Annotated in this window: 17 protein-coding genes; 6 read left to right on the forward strand and 11 right to left on the reverse strand. The window is 72.7% G+C overall.

Translation table 11 applies throughout. The features are described 5' to 3' along the window. Positions 1-12: 12 nt before the first annotated feature. The gene (locus AC4BGE_RS09135) at positions 13-555 is read left to right on the forward strand and encodes a hypothetical protein (protein WP_490575084.1); all 543 of its coding nucleotides are present in this window, start codon (positions 13-15) and stop codon (positions 553-555) included. After that, on the forward strand, positions 552-1,574 hold the full coding sequence (locus tag AC4BGE_RS09140) for a substrate-binding domain-containing protein (protein ID WP_490575085.1): 1,023 nt from the start codon (positions 552-554) through the stop codon (positions 1,572-1,574). The genes AC4BGE_RS09135 and AC4BGE_RS09140 overlap by 4 nt, the downstream gene beginning before the upstream one ends. An 11-nt stretch (positions 1,575-1,585) precedes the next feature. Here the strand turns inward: AC4BGE_RS09140 and AC4BGE_RS09145 are convergent, their stop codons facing one another. The 5 genes from AC4BGE_RS09145 to AC4BGE_RS09165 all read right to left on the reverse strand — a co-directional run bounded on the left by AC4BGE_RS09145 (position 1,586) and on the right by AC4BGE_RS09165 (position 9,009). Further along, complete coding sequence (locus tag AC4BGE_RS09145) at positions 1,586-3,748, reverse strand: MMPL family transporter (protein WP_490575086.1); 2,163 nt, start codon at positions 3,746-3,748, stop codon at positions 1,586-1,588. A gap of 62 nt (positions 3,749-3,810) precedes the next feature. Continuing rightward, positions 3,811-4,788, reverse strand: a complete 978-nt coding sequence (locus tag AC4BGE_RS09150) for an SDR family oxidoreductase (protein ID WP_490575087.1) — start codon at positions 4,786-4,788, stop codon at positions 3,811-3,813. Then, positions 4,785-5,732, reverse strand: coding sequence for a bile acid:sodium symporter family protein (locus tag AC4BGE_RS09155; RefSeq protein ID WP_490575088.1), 948 nt, complete (start codon positions 5,730-5,732; stop codon positions 4,785-4,787). Before AC4BGE_RS09155 ends, AC4BGE_RS09150 begins: the two co-directional genes overlap by 4 nt. Continuing rightward, complete coding sequence (locus AC4BGE_RS09160) at positions 5,729-7,066, reverse strand: flavin-containing monooxygenase (protein WP_490575089.1); 1,338 nt, start codon at positions 7,064-7,066, stop codon at positions 5,729-5,731. The genes AC4BGE_RS09155 and AC4BGE_RS09160 overlap by 4 nt, the downstream gene beginning before the upstream one ends. Positions 7,067-7,164: 98 nt before the next feature. Continuing rightward, complete coding sequence (locus tag AC4BGE_RS09165) at positions 7,165-9,009, reverse strand: AMP-dependent synthetase/ligase (protein ID WP_490575090.1); 1,845 nt, start codon at positions 9,007-9,009, stop codon at positions 7,165-7,167. Between the two features lie 118 nt (positions 9,010-9,127). Between AC4BGE_RS09165 and AC4BGE_RS09170 the strand changes: the two genes are divergently transcribed. Then, entirely contained in the window at positions 9,128-9,355 is a 228-nt protein-coding gene (locus tag AC4BGE_RS09170) for a hypothetical protein (RefSeq protein ID WP_490569357.1), read from the forward strand. A 24-nt stretch (positions 9,356-9,379) separates the two neighbouring features. Here AC4BGE_RS09170 and AC4BGE_RS09175 read toward each other — a convergent pair whose 3' ends face one another. The 4 genes from AC4BGE_RS09175 to AC4BGE_RS09190 all read right to left on the reverse strand — a co-directional run bounded on the left by AC4BGE_RS09175 (position 9,380) and on the right by AC4BGE_RS09190 (position 15,149). Continuing rightward, positions 9,380-10,525 carry an acyl-CoA dehydrogenase family protein gene (locus AC4BGE_RS09175; protein ID WP_490575091.1) on the reverse strand — a complete coding sequence of 382 codons (1,146 nt, stop codon included), beginning with the start codon at positions 10,523-10,525 and terminating at the stop codon, positions 9,380-9,382. Then, positions 10,525-11,565, reverse strand: coding sequence for an LLM class F420-dependent oxidoreductase (locus AC4BGE_RS09180; protein ID WP_490569355.1), 1,041 nt, complete (start codon positions 11,563-11,565; stop codon positions 10,525-10,527). Before AC4BGE_RS09180 ends, AC4BGE_RS09175 begins: the two co-directional genes overlap by 1 nt. A 102-nt stretch (positions 11,566-11,667) precedes the next feature. Then, positions 11,668-13,425: an ABC transporter ATP-binding protein gene (locus AC4BGE_RS09185; protein WP_490569354.1), complete on the reverse strand. Its 1,758-nt coding sequence runs from the start codon at positions 13,423-13,425 to the stop codon at positions 11,668-11,670. Continuing rightward, positions 13,422-15,149 (reverse strand): ABC transporter ATP-binding protein, encoded by a 1,728-nt coding sequence (locus tag AC4BGE_RS09190; protein WP_490569353.1) that lies wholly within the window; start codon positions 15,147-15,149, stop codon positions 13,422-13,424. The genes AC4BGE_RS09185 and AC4BGE_RS09190 overlap by 4 nt, the downstream gene beginning before the upstream one ends. 197 nt (positions 15,150-15,346) lie before the next feature. On the opposite strand from AC4BGE_RS09190, the gene AC4BGE_RS09195 reads away from it, so the two are divergent. Further along, complete coding sequence (locus tag AC4BGE_RS09195; protein WP_490575092.1) at positions 15,347-16,282, forward strand: hypothetical protein; 936 nt, start codon at positions 15,347-15,349, stop codon at positions 16,280-16,282. 24 nt (positions 16,283-16,306) lie between these two features. Here the strand turns inward: AC4BGE_RS09195 and AC4BGE_RS09200 are convergent, their stop codons facing one another. Both AC4BGE_RS09200 and AC4BGE_RS09205 read right to left on the reverse strand, forming a co-directional pair. Beyond that, on the reverse strand, positions 16,307-16,579 hold the full coding sequence (locus tag AC4BGE_RS09200; protein WP_490569351.1) for a hypothetical protein: 273 nt from the start codon (positions 16,577-16,579) through the stop codon (positions 16,307-16,309). Beyond that, positions 16,576-17,871 carry a PspC domain-containing protein gene (locus AC4BGE_RS09205; RefSeq protein ID WP_490569350.1) on the reverse strand — a complete coding sequence of 432 codons (1,296 nt, stop codon included), beginning with the start codon at positions 17,869-17,871 and terminating at the stop codon, positions 16,576-16,578. The genes AC4BGE_RS09200 and AC4BGE_RS09205 overlap by 4 nt, the downstream gene beginning before the upstream one ends. A 144-nt stretch (positions 17,872-18,015) precedes the next feature. Here AC4BGE_RS09205 and AC4BGE_RS09210 point away from each other — a divergent pair, with 144 nt between their 5' ends. Further along, positions 18,016-19,302 (forward strand): ATP-binding protein, encoded by a 1,287-nt coding sequence (locus AC4BGE_RS09210; RefSeq protein WP_490575093.1) that lies wholly within the window; start codon positions 18,016-18,018, stop codon positions 19,300-19,302. Beyond that, positions 19,303-19,971 carry a response regulator gene (locus tag AC4BGE_RS09215; RefSeq protein WP_490575094.1) on the forward strand — a complete coding sequence of 223 codons (669 nt, stop codon included), beginning with the start codon at positions 19,303-19,305 and terminating at the stop codon, positions 19,969-19,971. The last annotated feature ends 12 nt before the right edge of the window (positions 19,972-19,983 follow it).

Here is a 19,983-nt window from a genome sequence, read left to right on the forward strand (position 1 = left end):
GGGGGGAGGACCATGACGAGGCATGCCATCACCTCGGCACTGCTGGCCGGACTGCTGCTGGCGGCCGGGTGCAGCGCGTCGTCCGAGGGCACCGAGGAGGGGGAGACGCAGGCCAGGGAGGCCTCCTGCGAGCTGGAGGGCTCCTCGCCCGGCCGGGTCACGGTGGCCGAGGACGACGACGCCTACACCGTGACCTGGGAGGGCTACCCGGTGCCGGCGCGGAGCGGCTTCGACTACTCCGTGGTGCTGGCCGACGACGAGCAGGCCCTGGTCCAGCTCGTCCTGAAGTACTTCGACGGCGAGGTGCGAGACCACAGCGTCTCCGTGCTCGGCCCGGAGTACGCGAGGACCACGGTCGAGACCGAGCCGGAGGTGGACGGCGACCGGCTGGTCGCGGTCTTCCCCAAGGCCGAGGGCACGCCCGCCGGCACGGACGTGACCCGGTGGAACGCCGCCGCGATGAGCAGCGACCTCCAGACCGCCGGGCACTGCCCGCCGGACGACGGCTTCCTGCCTCTCGGCGGGGGCGGCGCCGGGGAGGATCCGTCGCCGTGACCGCTCCCCGGCGACTGATCGCACTCGTGCTCGGCCTCCTCCTCGCCTCGACGCTCTCCGCCTGCGTGCGGCCGGACCGGGCGGTGGTGGCGCTGCTGCTGGCCGGCACCGGGGCCGACCGCTGGGAGGAGATCGACGAGCCGGTCTTCCGCGCCCGGGTGGCGGAGACCTGCCGGGGGTGCGACTACCTCTTCTACCAGGCCGACCAGGACGCCGCCCGCCAGGAGGAGCAGCTCGCCGAGGCGCTGGAGGCGGGGGCGGACGTCGTCGTCCTCAACGCGGTCGACTCCGAGTCCGGCGAGCGGATGGTGCTGGAGGCCGGCGACGTGGAGGTGGTCGCCTACGACCGCTACGTGGCCGGGGCGGACTGGTTCGTCTCGGTGGACCCGACCACGATCGGCACCCAGATGGCCGAAGCGGTGGTCGACGCCGTCGGTCGCCGGGCCGAGGTGGTGGTGATCAACGGCGGCGCCGGCGACTCCAACGCCGCGGCCCTCCGGCCGGCCCTGGGCAAGGTCTTCGACGCGGCCGGCATCCGCGTGGTCGACGAGCTCTCACCCGACACCTGGGACGCGGACGAGGCACAGGAATTCATCGAGTCCCAGGGCTCCCGGATGCGCCGGGTCGACGCGGTGGTGGCCGCCAACGACACCCAGGCGGGCGGGGTCGCCGCCGCGCTGGCGGACCTGGACCTCCCGGGTCCGGGGCCGTTCCTCACCGGCCAGGACGGCCAGCTGGACGCCGTGCACCGCCTGGTCGCGGGGGAGCAGGGGGTCACGATCTACAAGCCGATCCCCGCCCTGGCCAGGCAGGCGGCCGACCTCTCGGTCAGCCTGCTCTCGGGCACGGAGGTGACCGGCACCGCGGACTACGAGGGCGTTGCCTCCTTCCTGCTCGAGCCGCAGCCGGTGACGAGCGCGACGATCAGCCGCACCGTGGTGCGCGACCAGGTCTTCACGCTCGACGAGATCTGCACGCCCGAGCTGGCCTCGGCCTGCGAGAGGCTGGCCCTGCGTTGAGCTGAGCGAGCTCAGGCGCGGTGCGCCTCACGCCCACCGTCGACGTGCTGGTCCTCGCGCTCGCCGTCGACTCCGTCCCGTGGCGGGATCGCTCCGGCAGGGGTGACCGACGCCGTCGGCGGGGTGCCGGTCGGTTCGAGCCGGCTGGGCCACCAGATGCGGGGGCCGAGGTCGAGGTTGATGGCGGTGACCAGGACGGACCGCACGATCATGGTGTCGAGGATGACCCCCAGCGCCACGGCGAACCCGAGCTCGGCGAGGAAGACCACCGGGATGGTGCCCAGCACCCCGAAGGTGGCGGCCAGCACCAGGCCCGCGGAGGTGATCACCCCTCCGGTGGAGGTGAGCGCGGCCAGCGAGCCGGCCCGGGTGCCGAGCGTCTGGGACTCCTCGCGCACCCGGGTCATCAGGAAGATGTTGTAGTCGATGCCCAGGGCGACCAGGAAGACGAAGGCGAAGAGCGGGAACGACGAGTCGGAGCCTGCGAACCCCAGCACGTACTCGAAGACGAGCGCCGAGATGCCCAGGGCGGCGCCGAAGGAGAGGACCACCGTCGCCACCAGGATCAGCGGCGAGACGAGCGCCCGCAGCAGCAGCACCAGGATCAGGAAGACGACCAGCAGGATGGTCGGGATGATCACCTGGTTGTCGCGGGCGGAGGCCTCCCTGGTGTCGAGGAGGAAGGCGGTCCCTCCGCCCACCAGGGCGTCCGCGCCCGGCACCGCATGGGTGGCGGTCCGGACCTCCTCCACCACGTCGAACGCCTCCGGCGAGGAGATGTCGTGGGTGACCACGCCCTCCACGAAGGCCACCCCGTCCTTGACCACCGGCTCGGAGGGCTCCCTCAGCCCCTCGATGCCGGTCATCGCCTGCCGCACCGCGGCTGCCTGGTCGGCGTCGGCGACCACCTGGACCGTGTTGGACCGGTCGACCAGGCCGTGCTCCTCGAGCACCTGCTGGCCGGTGATCGAGGAGAACTCCTCGGTGTAGGAGTCCTCGGTCGACAGGCCGCCGGAGTCGAGCCGGAACAGGCCGAGGCAGGCGATCCCCAGCAGGGCGGCGGTGACCACCCACACCTGCCGCGGCCGCGGCGCGATCCAGGACCCGACCCTGGCCCAGAAGCCCGTCCGCGTCGGCTCGGGGGAGCCGTAGGTGGGGCGCTTGGGCCAGAAGACCCAGCGCCCGCAGACCACCAGCAGGGCCGGGAGCAGCGTGATCTGGACCAGGAAGGTGACCGCGATGCCGATGGCCGCCACCGGGCCCAGCCCTGCGGTGGAGTTCATCTGGGCGAGCATCAGGCAGAGCATCCCGATGGTGACGGTGGCCGCGCTGGCCAGGATCGCCGGCGCGGCGCGGTGCAGCGCGAAGGCCATCGCCTCGTGCCGGTCCTCGTGGCGGCGCAGCTCCTCGCGGTAGCGCGCCACGATCAGCAGGGCGTAGTCGGTGCCGGCGCCGATCACCAGGATGGTGAGGATGGCATAGCTCTGCCCGTTGACCGTGAGGTCGGCGTAGCGAGCCAGGAAGTAGATGAGCGCCTGGGCGCCGAAGAGCGCCACCCCGGCGCAGATGATCGGCAGCACCCACAGCACCGGGCTGCGGTAGGTCAGCAGCAGGATCACGACCACGATGCCGAGCGTGGAGAAGAGCAGGGTGGTGTCGATGCCCCCGAACGCCTCGGCCGCGTCGGCCGCCTGGCCGCCCGGGCCCGCGACGTAGACGTCACCGCCGTCGAGGGTCGCGATCTCGCGCAGGTCGTCGGCGACGTCCGGCATCTGGTTCCATCCCTCCGCGCCGAGGTCGAAGGTGACGATCGTCTGCGCCACCTCGCCGTCCTCCGACGGGATCGGGCCGACCACCTCGCCCTCGACGTCGTCGAGCGCGGCGAACTCGTCGGCGTCGGCGGCGGCGGCGGCCAGATCGGCCTCGGTCAGCCCCGAGGACTTGTCGTAGACCACCACGGTGGGGATGGCGTCCGGGTCCTGGAACGCCTCCAGCTTGCTCAGGGCGCGGGTGGCCTCGGCGCTCTCAGGGAGCCAGGAGCTCGCCTCGTTGTTCTGCTCGTCGACCAGCTTGGCGGCGAAGACGGAGGAGCCCATGGTGATGCCGAGCCACAGGGCCAGCACGACCCACTTGGCGACGGGGCCGGTGAGCCGGCCGGCGATCTGACGGTTCATCCGTCCAGTGCAGCACCGCAGGCCCCCAGGCGCATCGGGGTTTTCCCCTAGGGCGCTCCGGGCTACCTCATCTGAGGCAGTGCGCCCGCCTGCCCGCGCGCCGTCCGCCAGGCGTCGAACGCCTCCGCGGTGGTGCGCGACGGCACGTACCCGAGCACCGTCTTGAGCCTGGTGTTGTCCAGGACCGGGCGGTGGGCCAGGAAGACGGTCTGCTCCGGACCGTAGGCGGTGAGGCCGAGCCGCTTGCCCACCGCCAGGACGGCGCGCAGCAACGGCTCGGGGATCGCCAGGGTGCTCTTGCCCAGCGCGGCCGCGATCTCGTCGATGGTCATCGCCCCGTCGCCGGCCACGTTGAAGACGCCGGTCACCTCACCGGTCGCGGCCCGCTCGATCGCGCCGACCACGTCGGTGTCCCAGATGAAGACGAACGGGGAGGCGCTGCCCCGGATCTTCAGCAGCCGCTTCTTCTCGAAGAGGGCGGTGATCTGGTTGTCGACCCGCTCGCCGAGGATCGTGCCGATCCGCAGCACCACCTGCTCCAGCTGCGGGTCGCTGACCCGCAGCCCGGCGAGCATCTCCTCCACCAGCCGCTTGTGGTGGCTGTAGGCGAACTCCTCGTTGCCGCGCACCGGGTCGTCCTCGGTGAGCCAGCCGCCGTGGGCGGCGCCGTTGTCGGGGTGGTAGCCGTAGGCGGCCCCGGAGGAGGAGACGACGACCCGGCGGACGCCGTGGGCCAGGCAGGCCTCCAGCACGTGCTGGGTGCCGGTGACGTCGACGGCGTGCTCGAGCTCGCGGGAGCTGTCCTTGCCGGGAGTGACGATCGAGGCCAGGTGGACGACCACCTCGACGTCGCGGCCGGCGAAGACGGCCTCGACGGCGCTCGGGTCGGTGACGTCCATGACCAGGTGCTCCACGCCCCCAGCGGGCTCCGGCGGCGTGCGCAGGTCGGCGCTGAGGACCCGGTGGCCGGCCTCGGCGAGCCCGCGCACCACCGAGGTGCCGAGGAAGCCGCTGCCCCCGGTGACCAGGATCGTGGTCATACCGCTGCCTCCTGGTTCCGCGGTGCCGTCGACCTGGACCGCCACCACTGGGCGACGGCCAGCCCGGCGATGATGTCCCAGATGCCCCACCAGGCGGCGACGAGCGCCATGCCGCCCAGCCCGTCGAAGTAGGAGAAGACCAGCAGCAGGCCGAGTCCGGCGTTGCGGATGCCGACCTCGAAGGTCATCGCCCGGGTGCTGGGGTCGGGGAGCCGGGTGGCCTTGGCGATGCCGTAGCCGAGCAGCAGGGCGAGCGCGTCGTGCAGGAAGACCGCGATCACCACCACGCCGATGTAGTCGACGAAGATCGACCAGTTGTTGGCGACGCCGACCACGATCACCGCGCCCAGGCCCAGGAAGGCGAGCGGCCCCACGACCTTGCCCGCCTTCGCGGCGACGACCGGCCAGAACCGGGCGATCGTGAGGCCCGCGACGAACGGCAGGCCGATCACCAGCGCGATCTCGGAGAGCATGTCCCAGGCGGAGAGCTCGATCTCCTCCAGCACCGCCTTGCCGGTGGGGTGCAGGGCGCCCCAGAACGCGACGTTGAGCGGCATCGCGAAGATCGCCAGCACGTTGCCCACCGCGGTCATCGAGACCGAGAGCGCCACGTCGCCGCGGGCCCGGTGGGTCAGGATGTTGGAGACGTTGCCGGGTGGGCAGCAGGCCACCAGGATCATCCCGAGCGCGACGGACCCGCGGACGTCGAGCAGCAGGGTCAGCCCGAAGGTCAGCGCCGGCAGCAGCAGGAACTGCGCCACCACGCCGATGGCGATCGTGCCCGGGCGCCGGGCCGCGAGCTTGAAGTCCTCCAGCGTGGTGTCCAGGGCGATGCCGAACAGGATCGCCCCGATGACGATCTTGAGGGTGGTCAGCGAGCCTTCCTCGAAGGCGATCCTGATGCTGTCCACGTCCGCGACGAGCGGGGTGAACTGGGCGATCACGAGGCTTGCTCCTTCTGCTGGAGGGTGGCGAGGGCCTCGCGGACCGCGGACCGGTAGGCGTCCTTGTTGACGTAGTAGCTCATCCGCTCCAGCCCGAGGTACTTGTAGCCGCCGGTGAGGTCGGGCGCCGGGCCGTGGACCTGCTCGCGCTCGAAGCGGGTCGCGCGCACCGGGTCGTCGCGCCGGGCGGCCAGGTAGGCGGCGACCAGGTCGGCCTGCTCGTAGCGGCCCTGCCAGCCCAGCCCGGATGCCTCGACCATCCCGAGGACGAACAGGCCGGGGGAGTTCCTGGCGAAGATGTTGAGGTGCAGGTCCGGGGAGGTGCCGCTGCCCGGGCCGGCCCAGTCGAGGAGCGCCGGGTCCAGGAAGGGGTAGTGCAGCCGGTAGCCGGTGGCCAGGACCACCAGGTCGTAGGCCGCGCGCTCGCCGTCCACGAACCGCACGCCGTCCCCGTCGAAGCAGTCCACGTCGCGGCGCACCGTGATGTCGCCGTGACCGAGGTGGTGCAGGACCAGCGAGTTCACCACCGGGTGGGACTCGTAGATCTTGTAGTCCGGCTCGGGCAGGCCGAACCGCGCCGGGTCGCCGGTGAACGCCTTGAGCACCCGGGTGTCGATCGCCTGCTTGATCCGCGGGGGGAGGGGCTTGCCCTGGTTGAGGGTGTCGGAGGGACGGCCGAAGAGGTACTTGGGGACGAAGTAGTAGCCGCGGCGCACGCTGAGGTCGACCGACGCGGCGTGGTGCACGGCGTCCACGGCGATGTCGCAGCCGGAGTTTCCGGCCCCGATCACCAGCACCCGCTTGCCGGCGAAGACCTGCGCCCGCTTGTAGGCGCTGGTGTGCAGCACCTCGCCGTCGAAGCTGCCGCGGAAGCTGGGCACGGCCGGCTCGCTGAGGGTGCCGTTGGCCACCAGGACGCCGGCGTGGCGCTCGGTCCGGGTGCCGTCGGGGCCGGTGACGGTCACCAGCCAGGCCTCGCCGTCCGGCTCCACCCGGGTCACCGTGGTCCGGAACCGGAAGCCCTCGCGGAGCCCGAAGCGGTCGGCGAAGGCGTTGAAGTAGGCCAGCAGCTCGCGGTGCCCGGGATAGTCGGCGACCGCGTCGTCCATCGGGAACTCGGCGAACTGCGTGGTGGTCTTCGACGAGATCAGGTGGGCCGACTCGTAGACGGTGCTGTGCTCGGCGTCGATGTCCCACAGGCCGCCGACGCCGTCGGCGCGCTCGTAGCCGGTCCACGCCAGCCCTCGGCGCTGGAGGGATCGGGCGGCGGCCAGTCCGCTGGGGCCGGCGCCGATCACCGCGTAGGTCGGTGCCTGCGCCCGTTCCTGCTTCACGTGCTGTGTCTCCGTTCTCGTTCCCGCTTGACGTGGAACGCCGGACCGCAGTAAATCACTCGATCTACTACGGTCCGGCGCCCGGGTGGTGCTGCCGACTAGCTGTAGAGCCGGTCGACCAGGTCGGAGTACTTGCGGTTGACCACGCGGCGCTTCAGCTTGAGCGTGGGGGTGAGCTCCTCGGACTCCGCGGTCCACTCGGTGCCGAGCAGCTCGAACGCCTTGACCTGCTCGGGCCGCGAGAGCCGCTCGTTGGCCTTGTCGACCGCAGCCTGTGCCATCGCCCGGATCTCCGGGCGGGAGGCGAGGTCGGCCAGGTCGGTGAACTCCAGGCCCAGCTGCTGGGCCACCACCGGGGCGACCTCGCCGTCCAGCGTCAGCACCGCCACGACGTAGGGGCGGCCGTCGCCGATCGCCATGGCGTGGCCGATGATCGGCGACTCCTTGAGGTAGTTCTCGATGTTGGAGGGCGCGATGTTCTTGCCCTGCGAGGTGATGATCAGCTCCTTCTTGCGGTCCACGATCGAGACGAAGCCGTCCTCGTCGATGGTGCCGATGTCCCCGGTGTGCAGCCAGCCCTCGGCGTCGATCAGGGCCCGGGTGGCGTCCTCCTGCTTGTGGTAGCCCGGCGTGTTGACCGGCCCGCGCACCAGCACCTCGCCGTCCTCGCCCAGCGTGACCTCCATGCCCGGGGTCGCCCGGCCGACGGTGCCCATCCGGAAGCCGCCCGGCCCGTTGGCGGTGACCGCGCCGCAGGTCTCCGTCATCCCGTACACGTCGAAGACCTTCAGGCCCAGGCCCGCCATGAAGCGGGTGGTCTCCAGCGGCATCGGGGCCGACGCGGAGCCGGCCCAGCGCACCTGGTCGAGGCCCAGGAGCAGCTTGAGGAAGCCCAGGATGGCCTCGTCGGCCTTGCGGTAGGCCTCCTCGACCTCGGGCGTCATCGTGCCCCCGACCTCCTGCGCCTCGACCCAGGCGAGACCGGCGGCCATCGACTCCTGGACCATCCGGACGTTGTCGGGGTTCGGGTCGGCCGCGAGCTTGGCCGCGATGCCGGTCTGGATCTTCTCCCAGACCCGCGGGACGCCGAAGAACGCGGTGGGGTGGACCTCGCCGAGGGTGGCGAGCAGCATCGACGGGTCGGCGATGCAGTACTGGTGGCTGCCCTGCATCTGGGGTCCGTAGACGCCGAGGATCCGCTCGGCGATGTGGGCCAGCGGGAGGTAGCTGATCTGGGTCTGCCGGTCGTCGACCAGGCCGGCCGCCTCCAGGGTGCTCACGGCCTCGAAGGCGACGTTGTGGTGGGTGAGCACCACGCCCTTGGGGTTGCCGGTGGTCCCCGAGGTGTAGAGGATCGTCGCCGGGCTGTCGGGGGTCAGCGCGCGGTGCCGCTCCTCGAGCTCGCCCGGGCGCTCGGCGCGCCTGGCCCGCCCGGACTCGACGAGCTCGTCCCAGGTGGAGAAGCGGTCGCCGCCGGGGGAGCCGGCGTCGATCAGCACGACCCGGATCTCGCCGTCGGCGTCCAGGGCCGACTTCCAGCGGGCGAGGTGGTCCTCGTGCTCCAGGATCGCGACCTTCGTGCCGGAGTGCTCGGCGACGTAGGCGACCTGCTCGGGGGAGAGGGTCTGGTAGATCGACATCGGGACCGCGGCGGCGTGCACCGCGCCCATGTCGGCGACCACGTGCTCGATCCGGTTGCTGGACATCACCGCGACGGGGTCGCCCGGCGCGACGCCCATCGCCGCCAGGCCCGCGGCGACGTCGAGGGCGAGCTCCCGGGTCTCGCGCCAGGAGAGGGTCCGCCACCCCTCCTCGACGCGGTGGCGGTCGGAGTACGCCGGCTCGTCGCCGTGCCTGTCGACGGTGTCGGCCAGCGCGTCGATCAGCGTCCGGCCCTCCACCTGCTGCTGGATCCGGTCGCGCTCGGCAAGGACGTCGGTCATTCAGATGCTCCCTCGGGTTGAGTGTGACGCGAGTCTCACCTACCGGGGGTATGTCCGCAAGCGGTTCGGCGCAGCGTCCGAACGTTTGTGGGCGCTGCGCGCAAGGTACGGGGGGCGCATGAGCCAGACACCGAACGAGCAGACCCCAGCCCCGGCCGACCACGACGACGTGGACCGGCGAGCCGAGCTGCTGCCCGAGGAGCGGGCGGCCGGCAGCGAGGACCCGGCCGGGCAGGCGCGGGTGATCCTCGAGGAGTCCGCGGGTCGCACCGAGGACCCCTCCCGCAGCCGCGCCGAGTCCAGCCAGACGCTGGGGACCGACGACCACGACGACGCGGGGGAGTAGCCGCGTCGTCGGGCCCGGGCCGGGTCAGATGCCGAGGCTGCGCCCGATGATCTCCTTCTGGATCTCGGTGGTGCCGCCGTAGATGGTGGAGATCCGGCTGTCGATGAACGCCCGGGCGATCGGGTACTCCATCATGTAGCCGTAGCCGCCGTGCAGCTGGACGCCCTGGGTGACCAGCTTGTTCTGCAGCTCGGTGGCCCACCACTTGATCATCGCGGCGTCGACGGCGGTCAGCTCCTTGGCCAGGTGCTTGCGCATGCAGTCGTCGAGGAACGCCCGGGCCACCCGGGCCTCGGTGGCCATCTCGGCCAGGAGGAACCGGGTGTGCTGGAACTTGCCGATCGGGCGGCCGAAGGCCTCCCGCTCCTTGGCGTAGGACAGGCACAGCTCCACGACGTGCTCGGCGGCGGCCACCGCCTGGGCGCCGATGATCAGCCGCTCCTGCGGCAGGTTCATCATCAGGTAGATGAACCCCTGGCCGGCCTCGCCGAGCAGGTTCTCCTTGGGCACCCGGACGTCGGTGAACGACAGCTCGGCGGTGTCCTGGGCGTGCATGCCGATCTTGTCCAGGTTGCGGCCGCGCTCGAAGCCCTCCATCCCGCGTTCGACCACCAGCAGGCTGATGCCCTGGTGGCCGGCCTCGGGGTCGGTGCGCGCCACCACGATGACCAGGTCGGCGTTGATGCCGTTGGAGATGAACGTCTTCGACCCGTTGAGCACGTAGTGGTCACCGGCGTCGACCGCCGTGGTCCTGATGCCCTGCAGGTCCGAGCCGGCGCCCGGCTCGGTCATCGCGATCGCGGTGATGATCTCGCCGGAGACGCAGCCGGGCAGCCAGCGCCGCTTCTGCTCCTCGTCGGCCAGGCTGACCAGGTAGGGGACGATGATGTCGGTGTGCACCGAGAAGCCGGGGCCGCTCGCGCCGACCCGGGTCGCCTCCTCGGAGACGATGACGTTGAACCGGAAGTCGTCGATCCCGGGGCCGCCGTACTCCTCGGGGACGTCGAAGCAGAGCAGGCCGGCCTGGCCGGCCTTGGCCCAGAGCTCGCGCGGCACGATGCCGTCGGCGTCCCACTGCTTGTGGTGCGGCACGACCTCCTTCTCCAAGAAGGTGCGCACGGTCGCGCGGAAGTCCTCGTGCTCGGCCTCGAAGACGGTGCTGGTGCTCATCAGGAGACCATCTCCTTGACCTGGGCCATCGTGGCCGTCGGGTCGGCGCCGACCGGGGTGATGTTGAGGTGGGTGACCCCGGCCTCCTCGAAGGCGGCGATCCGCTCCTTGACGTAGGAGGCCGGTCCGACCAGGTTGGCGGCCTCCAGCCAGTCGAGCGGGATCCGCGCCTCGGCCTCCTTCTTCTTGCCCGAGAGGTAGAGGTCCTGGATCTCCTCGGCCTCCTGCTCGTAGCCGTAGGCCTTGGCCACGTCGTTGTAGAAGTTCTTGCCCTTCGCGCCCATGCCCCCGACGTAGAGGGCGAACATCGGCCGCACGAAGTCGAGCAGCGCCTTGGTCTCCGGGCCCTCGCCGATGGCGACCATGCCCCCGGCGGTGATCTGGAGCGGGTCGAGGCCGGGCAGCCGCTTGGCCTTGCCGGCCTCCAGGGCGTCGCCCCAGACCAGGTGGGCCTTCTCGGGGTGGAAGAGGTGCGGGATCCAGCCGTCGGCGATCTCGGCGGTCTGGGCGACGCTCTTCTCGCCGAGCGCCGCGATCCAGATCGGGATCGAGGCCCGCTCGGGACGGGTCAGCAGCTTGAGGGCCTTGCCGAGCCCCGTGACCGCGCCGTGCTCCTTGTCCAGCGGCAGGTGGAAGAGGCCCTCGGAGGTGAGCGGCTGGCGCTCGAGGCCCCGCCGGACGAGGTCGATCACCTCGGCGGTCCGGGCCAGCGGCTTGCTGTAGGGCACGCCGTGGAAGCCCTCGATCACCTGGGGGCCAGAGGCGCCCAGGCCCAGGATCGCCCGGCCGCCGGAGACGTTGTCCAGGCCGGCGGCGGTCTGCAGCAGCGCGCCGGGAGTGCGGGAGTAGATGTTGAGGATGGCCGAGCCGATCTGCACGGTCTCGGTCTTGGCGGCGAGGTAGCCCATCAGGGTGGGCGAGTCGAAGCCGTAGGCCTCGGCCACCCAGACGACGTCGAGGCCCGCCTTCTCCCACCCCACCACCGTGTCGGCGGTGTCGCGCGGGTTGCCGTCGTACATCAGCTGCGTGGCGAGCTTCATCGGGTTCCTACTCCTCTGCGGACGAGACTGTGACAGCAACACTGTCACAGTTTGTCGCGGCCGGTGAAGACCCGCGCCCGAAATCTGTGAGCCTTGCGGTGCTCAGTCGCGCCCGTGCCAGGACTCCCAGAGGGCGGCGTAGGACCCGCCCGCGGCGACCAGCTCGTCGTGGGAGCCGAACTCGGTGATCACGCCGTCCTCCACCACCGCGACCCGGTCGGCGTCGTGGGCGCTGAAGAGCCGGTGCGCGATCGCCACCACGGTGCGCCCGTGCAGCACCGCGGCCAGCGAGCGCTCCAGGTGGCGGGCCGCGCGCGGGTCGATCAGCGACGTCGCCTCGTCCAGCACCAGGGTGTGCGGGTCGGCCAGCACCAGCCTGGCCAGCGCGACCTGCTGGGCCTGCGGCGCGCTGAGCGCCAGGCCGCCGGAGCCCACCTCGGTGTCGAGCCCGTCGGGCAGCGCCTCGACCCAGTCGAGGGCGTCCACCGCGTCGAGGGCGGCGCGCACGTCGTCGTCGGTGGCGGTGCGCCCCTCGGGCACCGCCAGCGCCAGGTTGTCGCGCAGCGAGCCGACGAAGACGTGGTGCTCCTGGGTCACCAGCGCCACGTGGCCGCGCAGGTCGGCCAGCGGGAGCTCGGTCAGCCCGACCCCGCCGACGGTCACCGAGCCGGTGCGCGGCGGGTGGATGCCGGCCAGCAGGCGGCCCAGCGTGGACTTCCCGGCCCCCGACGGCCCGACCATCGCGATCCGCTCGCCCACGCCGATGTCCATCGAGACACCGTGCAGCACGTCGCGGCCCTCGACGTAGGCGAACCGGACGTCCTCGGCCCGCAGCCGCTCGTCCACCGGTCGGGCGTCGGTCGCCTCGCGGTCGTCGGGGACCTGGGCGACGCCGAGGAGCCGGGCCAGGGAGGCGGCGCCCATCTGGAGCTCGTCGAGGATCGCCACGATCCGGTCCACCGGGTCGATGAGCATCTGCACGTAGAGGGTGGCCGCGGTGACCTCGCCCAGGCTGACGCTGCCCCGGGTGTAGAGCCAGCCGCCGAAGAGCAGCGTCGCGACGGTGGGCAGCAGGTAGGAGATCTCCATGCTGGGGAAGAAGCGGGTGCGCAGCGAGAGGGTGTAGCGCTCGGCGTCGAAGGAGTCCTTGCAGTCCGCGTCGATCCGGGCGACCCGCTCCTCGGCCAGGCCCAGGGCCTCGACGGTCCGGGCGCCCTCGACGGTCTCGGTGAGGGTGGAGTTGATCTGGGAGTACGTCGCGGACTCGCGCAGGTAGCCGTCCTTGGCCCGGGCCAGGTACCACCGCAGCCCGATCACCAGGGGTGGCAGCGCCAGCAGGCAGGGGAGCGCCACCCACCACCCGACGCTGATCGCCGCGGCCAGGGTGAGCACCGCGGTCACGGCCGCGATCGTCCACTCCGGCAGCGCCCAGCGCACCGACCAGCCGAGCTGCTCGACGTCGCGGCTGGTCCGGGTCATCAGGTCGCCCGAGCCCGCCGACTCCACGGTGCCGATCGGCAGCGCCAGGGCGTTGTCGACGAAGTCCTCACGCAGCTCGGCCAGCACCTGCTCGCCGAGGATCTGGCTCACCAGGCGGGCGTAGCGGGTCATCACCGTCTGCACGAGCAGGAAGCCGGCGAGCAGCAGGATGATCCGGTCGACGTGACCCACGGTGGTCCCGTTCTCGACCGCCTCCACCAGGTCGCCGAGCAGCCGGGGAGCGGCCAGCGCCGCGACCGCGGCGAGCACGTGCAGGGTCAGCGCCCCGACCAGGAGCCGGGGATGGCGGCGCAGGACCGAGACGGCATAGCGCCCGACCTCGCCGCTCTGCGCCACCGGCAGGGTGGTGCCCGCGCTCATCGGGTGGGCTCCGTCTCGGACTCGCGGGTGACCACGGCCCGGTAGTCCGGGCACGAGTCGAGCAGCTCGGCGTGCGTGCCGGTGGCCACCACGCGGCCGTCGGCCAGCAGCACCACCTCGTCGGCGGCGTCCAGCATCAGCGGGCTGGTGGTGGTGACCACGGTGGTCCGCCCGGCGCGGTGCCTGCGCAGTCGCGCCGCGATCCGCGCCTCGGTGTGGGCGTCGACCGCCGAGGTGGGCTCGACCAGGACCAGGACCTCCGGGTCGCCGGTCAGCGCCCGGGCCAGCACCAGCCGCTGGCGCTGCCCGCCGGAGAAGCTGCGCCCGCGCTCGGCGACCACCGTGTCCAGCCCGTCGGGCAGCGCTTCGAGCACGTCCTCGGCGCTGGCCGTGGCCAGGGCGGCGCGCACGGCCTGCTCCCCGCCCTGCCCACTGACGTCGAGCCGGTCGGCCAGCCGGCCGGAGAAGAGGGTCGCCCCGGTGTCGGAGACCACGATCCGCTCCCGGACCTCCCGGCGGCTCAGGGCGGGCAGCGGCACCCCGCCGAGGGTGACGTCGTGGTCGAGCTCCGCGGCCGCCATCCCCAGCCGGTCGGCCAGGAGCGCCGACTCGTCGGGGCGCTCGGAGACGACCGCGAGCAGCCGGCCGGGGCGGACCCGCAGGCCGCTGCGGGCGTCGTACAGCTCCGAGCCCGGGGGCGGGGAGGGGGCGGGGGTCTGCGGGTCGGTGTGCTCCGGTGTCAGGGCCAGCACGGTGCAGACCCGTCGGGCGGAGACGCGGGCCCGGATGAACTTGTTGGCGTACTCGGTGACCGTGCGCAGCGGGATCATCAGGAACGCCGCGTAGCCGTAGAAGGCGACGAGCTCGCCGACGGTGATGTCACCGGCGACCGCGGAGCGGGCACCCAGCCAGACCACCAGCACCACGAAGAACCCGGGCAGGAAGACCTGCAGCGCATCGAGGACCGACTGGACCCGGGCCACCTGGACGCCGGCCTGCCGGGTCTCCTGCGACTGCCGCCGGTAGCGGGACAGGAAGACCTGCTCGCCGCCGATCCCGCGCAGCACCCGCAGCCCGCTGACGATGTCGGTGGCGGTGTTGGACAGCTCGCCCATCAGGTGACGCTGGTGGGCGCTGCGGCGCTGCAGGGGGCTCAGCAGCGGACCGACCAGCAGCATCAGCAGCGGGACGCCGATCAGCACCACCAGGCCCAGCGTCACCGAGGTGCTGAGCAGGATCGCGGAGACCAGGGCGAAGGAGACGATCGCCCCGGCGAAGCGGGCGGTCACGTCCATCACCTGGCCCAGGTGGGAGATGTCGCTCGTGCCGATCGCGATCACCTCGCCGGCCGAGACCTTGCGGGGCAGGGTGCCGCCCAGGTGCACCGTGTGCCGGCCCACCAGCTGCACCGTGCGGTAGGCGGCGATCAGCCAGTTGGTCACCGCGAAACGGTGCCGCATGATCCCGCTGAAGGCCTGGACGAGGCCGATCGCGAGCATCACCCCGGCCCAGAGGAGCAGCTGGTCGCCGTCGCGGGCGGCGACACCGCGGTCGATGGCCCGGCCCAGCACCGCGGGCATCACGGCCTGCGCGCCCATCCAGACGATGCCGAAGGCCATCCCCCCGGCCAGCGTCTGCCACTGGCCCTTGGCCATCCACCAGAGGAAGCGTCCCGGGGACCGGTGGTCGGCGGTTCCCGGGTCGGTCAGAGGCAGTTGGCGCACTCGCTCGATTCTACGGAGTGGCGGCCGCCGGGACGAATCATTTGCGCCCCGCCCGGGCCGCCCGTGCGGGGCGGAACTGGCGAGATGATGCGCCGTCCGGCCCGCTCGTCGTCACCAACCCACCACTTCCCGGACGACTCCACACGCACGGGACGGCCACGAGGCACGACGTCGGCTCGACCACCAGGCTGATCGCCGTGGCGGAGACCAAGCGGACCACGAGCGGGACCCGAGCCGGCGCCGGATGGACGGCGGTGACCCGAGGCGTGCACCGGCGGGTGGAGACGCCGGACCCGTTCCTGGCCGACCTGCGGGCCTGGAGCCTGGTGCTCCCGCCGGCTGCGCGCTTCACCCACCTCACCGCCGCGGTGCTCCACGGGCTCTGGCTGCCACCCCTCCCCGCCGGGATCCCGGTCTTCGTGGCGATGCCGCCGGAGGGGAGCCGGCCGGTGCGGCCGGGGCTCGCCGTGCAGCGCCCGAGCCGGCTCGAGGAGCCCGTGGTGATCGCGGGAGTGCCGGTGGATCCGCCAGGGCCCACCCTGCTGAGCCTCGGTCGCCACCTGTTCGACCTGGACCTCACCGTGCTGGTCGACTCCGCGCTCCACCTCGCCGTCACCGATCGTGCCGGGCTGGAGGAGTGCGCACGCGTGCGCTGCCGCGGCGCACCGCGGCTGCGCCGGGTGCTCGCACTGGCCGACGGCCGGTCGGAGTCCGCGTGGGAGACGGTGCTGCGACGGCTCCACCAGGTCTGTGGCGTCGAGGTGGAGCCGCAGGCCGACGTCCGTGACGACGACGGGCTCTTCGTGGCGCGCGGCGATCTCCGGCTGGCCGGCACCCGGGTGCTCCACGAGTACGACGGCGGCCACCACCTCGAGGTGTCCCGGCAGCGGGCCGACCTGCGGCGGGCCAGGGCGCTGGTGCGTGCCGGCTGGATCCGGAGGGGCTACACCGCGGACGACCTGGTGCACCGGGCGGTCGGCGTCCTGCGCGACGCGGACGACAGCCTCGCTCGCGCCCACGACCCGAGGCGCATCGACGCCTGGTACCACCTGCTGCGCCACTCCTGCTTCATCCCCGCGGGGCGGTCGGCGTTCGCCGCGCGGCTCGGCCTCGGGCCGGGCCGGGTCCGCTGAGCAGAAGTGGTGGGGGGTGACGTGTCAGGTCGTACGGCGGCTGCCGAAGGCGACCGCGAGCAGCCCGCCGAGACCCGCCAGTACCCACGGCACCGGCAGCAGCCAGCGCAGGTCGTCGACGTGGACCAGGTCGGAGACGATCGCCGCCCACACCGCCACGAACCCGAGGAAGGCGATGCCCATCACCAGGTGGGTGATGTTGAGCGGGTGCCGGCCCCCCGGCTCCTGGACCGGCCCCTCGGGGGCGAAGGGGTCGGTGGACACGTCGGTGCCTGCGTCGTACCCGTGCTCGGTCATCGGATCGCTCCTTCGCTGGTGACCACGATCTCGCCGACGCCGATGCCGACGTCGAGGCTGATCCTGGGCTGGTCGTCGTCGTTGCTGCTGGAGGCCGAGGCGCTGGCGCCGATCCCGCCGCGGTCCACGGAGTCGAAGAGCTCCACCCGGCCCGGGCCTCCGACGCTGGCGTCGACGTCGGCGGCCAGGCCGTCCGGCAGCAGCACCTCGATGCGTCCCACGCCACCGGAGACGTCCACGTCGCGGCCGTCCAGGGCGTCGAGGTCGTCGACCTCACGCAGGTCCAGGAGCAGCTCGCCGGTGTTCATCTCGTAGGTGCGCTGCAGCTCGGTCGGGGTGATCGGGACGATCTCGAGGCGATCGCCGCGGAACTCCTCGGTGGCCATGCTCCCGGCCATCCAGCCGGCCGCCACCAGGCCCAGCGCGATGAGCCCGCCGGCCCGGCCGTAGAAGGCGCCGACCACGAGCATGGTGGCGACGATCCCCAGGGCCAGCGCCGGGTAGGCGCTCTCCACGACCTGCGCACCGGCCAGGTCGACGATGCCGAGCACGCCGAGACAGAGGGCGATCAGCGCGCAGGTGAGCCAGAAGAGCAGGGGGCCGCGCTTGTGCGGGTCCCTGGGCCTGGTCAGCGGGGGCCGCGCCGGGAGCGGGGGTCCGCCGTAGGTCTCGGCATAGCTCGGGGCGTAGCCCACGGCCGGGTCCACCGGGTCCACCGGGTCCACCGGGTCCACCGGGGAGGCCGGCGCGACCGGATCGAGCGGCGCCGTGCCCGGCGCCGGGCCCGCGGTCGGCGGGGGAGTGCCGGCGTACGGCGTGGGCGCGGGCCGCCGCGTCTGGTCGCGGAAGAAGAAGTACCAGACCGCGAGCGCGACCAGGGCCAGCGGCCACGGGAACCAGTAGAGGTTCCAGGTGTCGCCGAGCAGCAGGACGGCGGCCAGCACTCCGGCCCCGATCACGGCGATCCCGCGACTGCGCTCGTCGAGATGCAGGGGCGCCTCGCTCGCGCCGTCCTCGGGGAGAAGGAGCCACAGGGCGCCGTAGAGCACCAGGCCGGAACCGCCGAAGAAGACCAGCACCACGAAGGCGATGCGGACCAGCAGCGGGTCGATGTCGAGGTGCCGGGCGAGTCCGGCGGCGACGCCGGCGATCTTGCGGTCGACCGGGCGACGGAGGCGGTTGACGTCTCGCACCTGCTCGCTGGTCACGCGTGGCCCGGGGGCGTTCGACGGCTCACCGCGCGGGGGTGTCGGTCCGGTGGCCCGGGTGTCGGGTCCTGAGGTCTCGTCCATGTGCTCCACCCTGCTCTGCTCCACGCGTGCCCGCCATCGGGGGAGACCCTGGCCCGGCCCGGACCCGACCCGACCGATCTCGGGGTCGTGTCGGGGGCTGACCTCATGGTCGCCGGGGTGCCGGCCTGAGACGATGGTGCTCTCATGACCACCTCCGGCATCCTCCCACCCGGCCCCGAGACGTGGCCGGAGCCCCGGCGCGCCACCCGGGACTCCGAGGAGCTCGTCCTCGGCGGGGTCGCCTCGGGGCTCGCGCGCCATCTCGCCGTGCCCGTGCTCTGGGTCCGGGCCGCCTTCGTGGCGGCGACCGCGCTCGGTGGTCTGGGCGTCGCCATGTATGCCGCGATGTGGCTCTTCCTGCCCTCGGACGCCCGGTTCGAGACCGCCGCGCCCGGGGTGGAGGGCGCCACCCGGACGGGCCGGCGTCCGGGCCGGGTGGCCCGGTTCACCGACGTCGGACCGGCGATCGCGCTGGGGGCGCTGGGCCTCGGCATGGTGCTGGTGCTCCAGGCGTTCGTCGGGACGGGCGGCGCCCTGTGGCCCTTGGTGCTCGCCGTCGCGGGGGTGGCCCTGCTGTGGCGGCAGGCCGACGAGGCGCAGCGCGAGCGCTGGCTCGACACCACCGGCCGGCTCGGACCGGTGCGGGCGGTCTTCGGCCGGGGGACCCTGGCCTCCTACCTGCGCCTGGTGGCCGGGGCGGGCCTGGTGGCCGGGGCGATCACCCTGTTCGCGGTGAGCAACGACGGCTTCGCCCAGGTGCGCGAGGTGGGCCTGGCAGCGCTCCTGGGCATCGTCGGGCTCGCGGTGGTGCTCGGGCCCTGGATCCTCCGGCTCGCCTCCGACCTGGGGGCGGAGCGGGCCGAGCGGATCCGTACCCAGGAGCGCGCCGACATGGCCGCCCACCTGCACGACTCGGTGCTGCAGACGCTCGCGCTGATCCAGAAGAACGCCGACGACGGGGCCACCGTGGCCCGGCTCGCCCGGGCCCAGGAGCGAGAGCTGCGGGCCTGGCTCTACGCCGGGGAGGCGACCGACGCCGACACCCTGCTGGGTTCGATCCGTCAGGCGGCCGCCCGGGTGGAGGACGAGCACGGCGCGGTCGTCGACGTGGTGACCGTCGGTGAGGACGTGACACTGACCGAGGCTCTCCGGCCGCTGGTGCTGGCGATGCGCGAGGCGGTGGTCAACGCCGCCCGGCACGCCGGCACCGGCCGGGTCGACGTCTACGCCGAGGTCGGGCCGGAGGCCGTGGAGGTCTTCGTGCGCGACCGCGGCGCCGGCTTCGACCTCACGGGGGTGCCGGAGGACCGCCTCGGCGTGCGAGGGAGCATCATGGACCGGATGGAGCGGCACGGCGGCACCGCCGAGGTGCGGTCCGCGCCCGGCGACGGCACCGAGGTGCGGCTGCGGATGCCGCTCGAGGAGGCATAGGTGGAGCAGAGCAGGACCAGGGTCGTGGTCGTCGACGACCATGCGATGTTCCGGGCCGGGGTGCGCGCCGAGCTCGCCTCCGCGGGGGCCGCGACGGTCGACGTGGTCGCCGAGGCGGCGGACGTGGACCAGGCGGTCCTGGCGATCCAGGAGCACCGGCCCGACGTCGTCCTCCTCGACGTCCACCTGCCCGGCGGTGGGGGAGTCCAGGTGATGCGCCGGATCGCGGCGGCGCCCGTGGCGGCCCCGGCCACCCAGTTCCTGGCGCTGAGCGTGAGCGACGCGGCCGAGGACGTGATCGGCACCATCCGTGGCGGGGCCCGGGGCTACGTGACCAAGACGATCACCGGCCCCGAGCTGGTCGACGCGATCCGCCGGATCGCGGAGGGCGACGCGGTCTTCTCCCCGCGCCTGGCCGGCTTCGTGCTGGACGCCTTCGCCGGGTCGATCGAGGTTGCGGCGGTCGACGAGGACCTGGACCGGCTCACCGAGCGCGAGCGCGAGGTGATGCGGCTGATCGCCCGGGGCTACGCCTACAAGGAGGTGGCCCGCGAGCTCTTCATCTCGATCAAGACGGTGGAGACCCACATGTCCTCGGTGCTGCGCAAGCTCCAGCTCTCCTCGCGCCACGAGCTGACCCGCTGGGCCTCCGAGCGACGCCTGCTCTGAGCGCCCGCGTCA

Source organism: Nocardioides sp. Z50_6 (genome assembly GCF_058215755.1).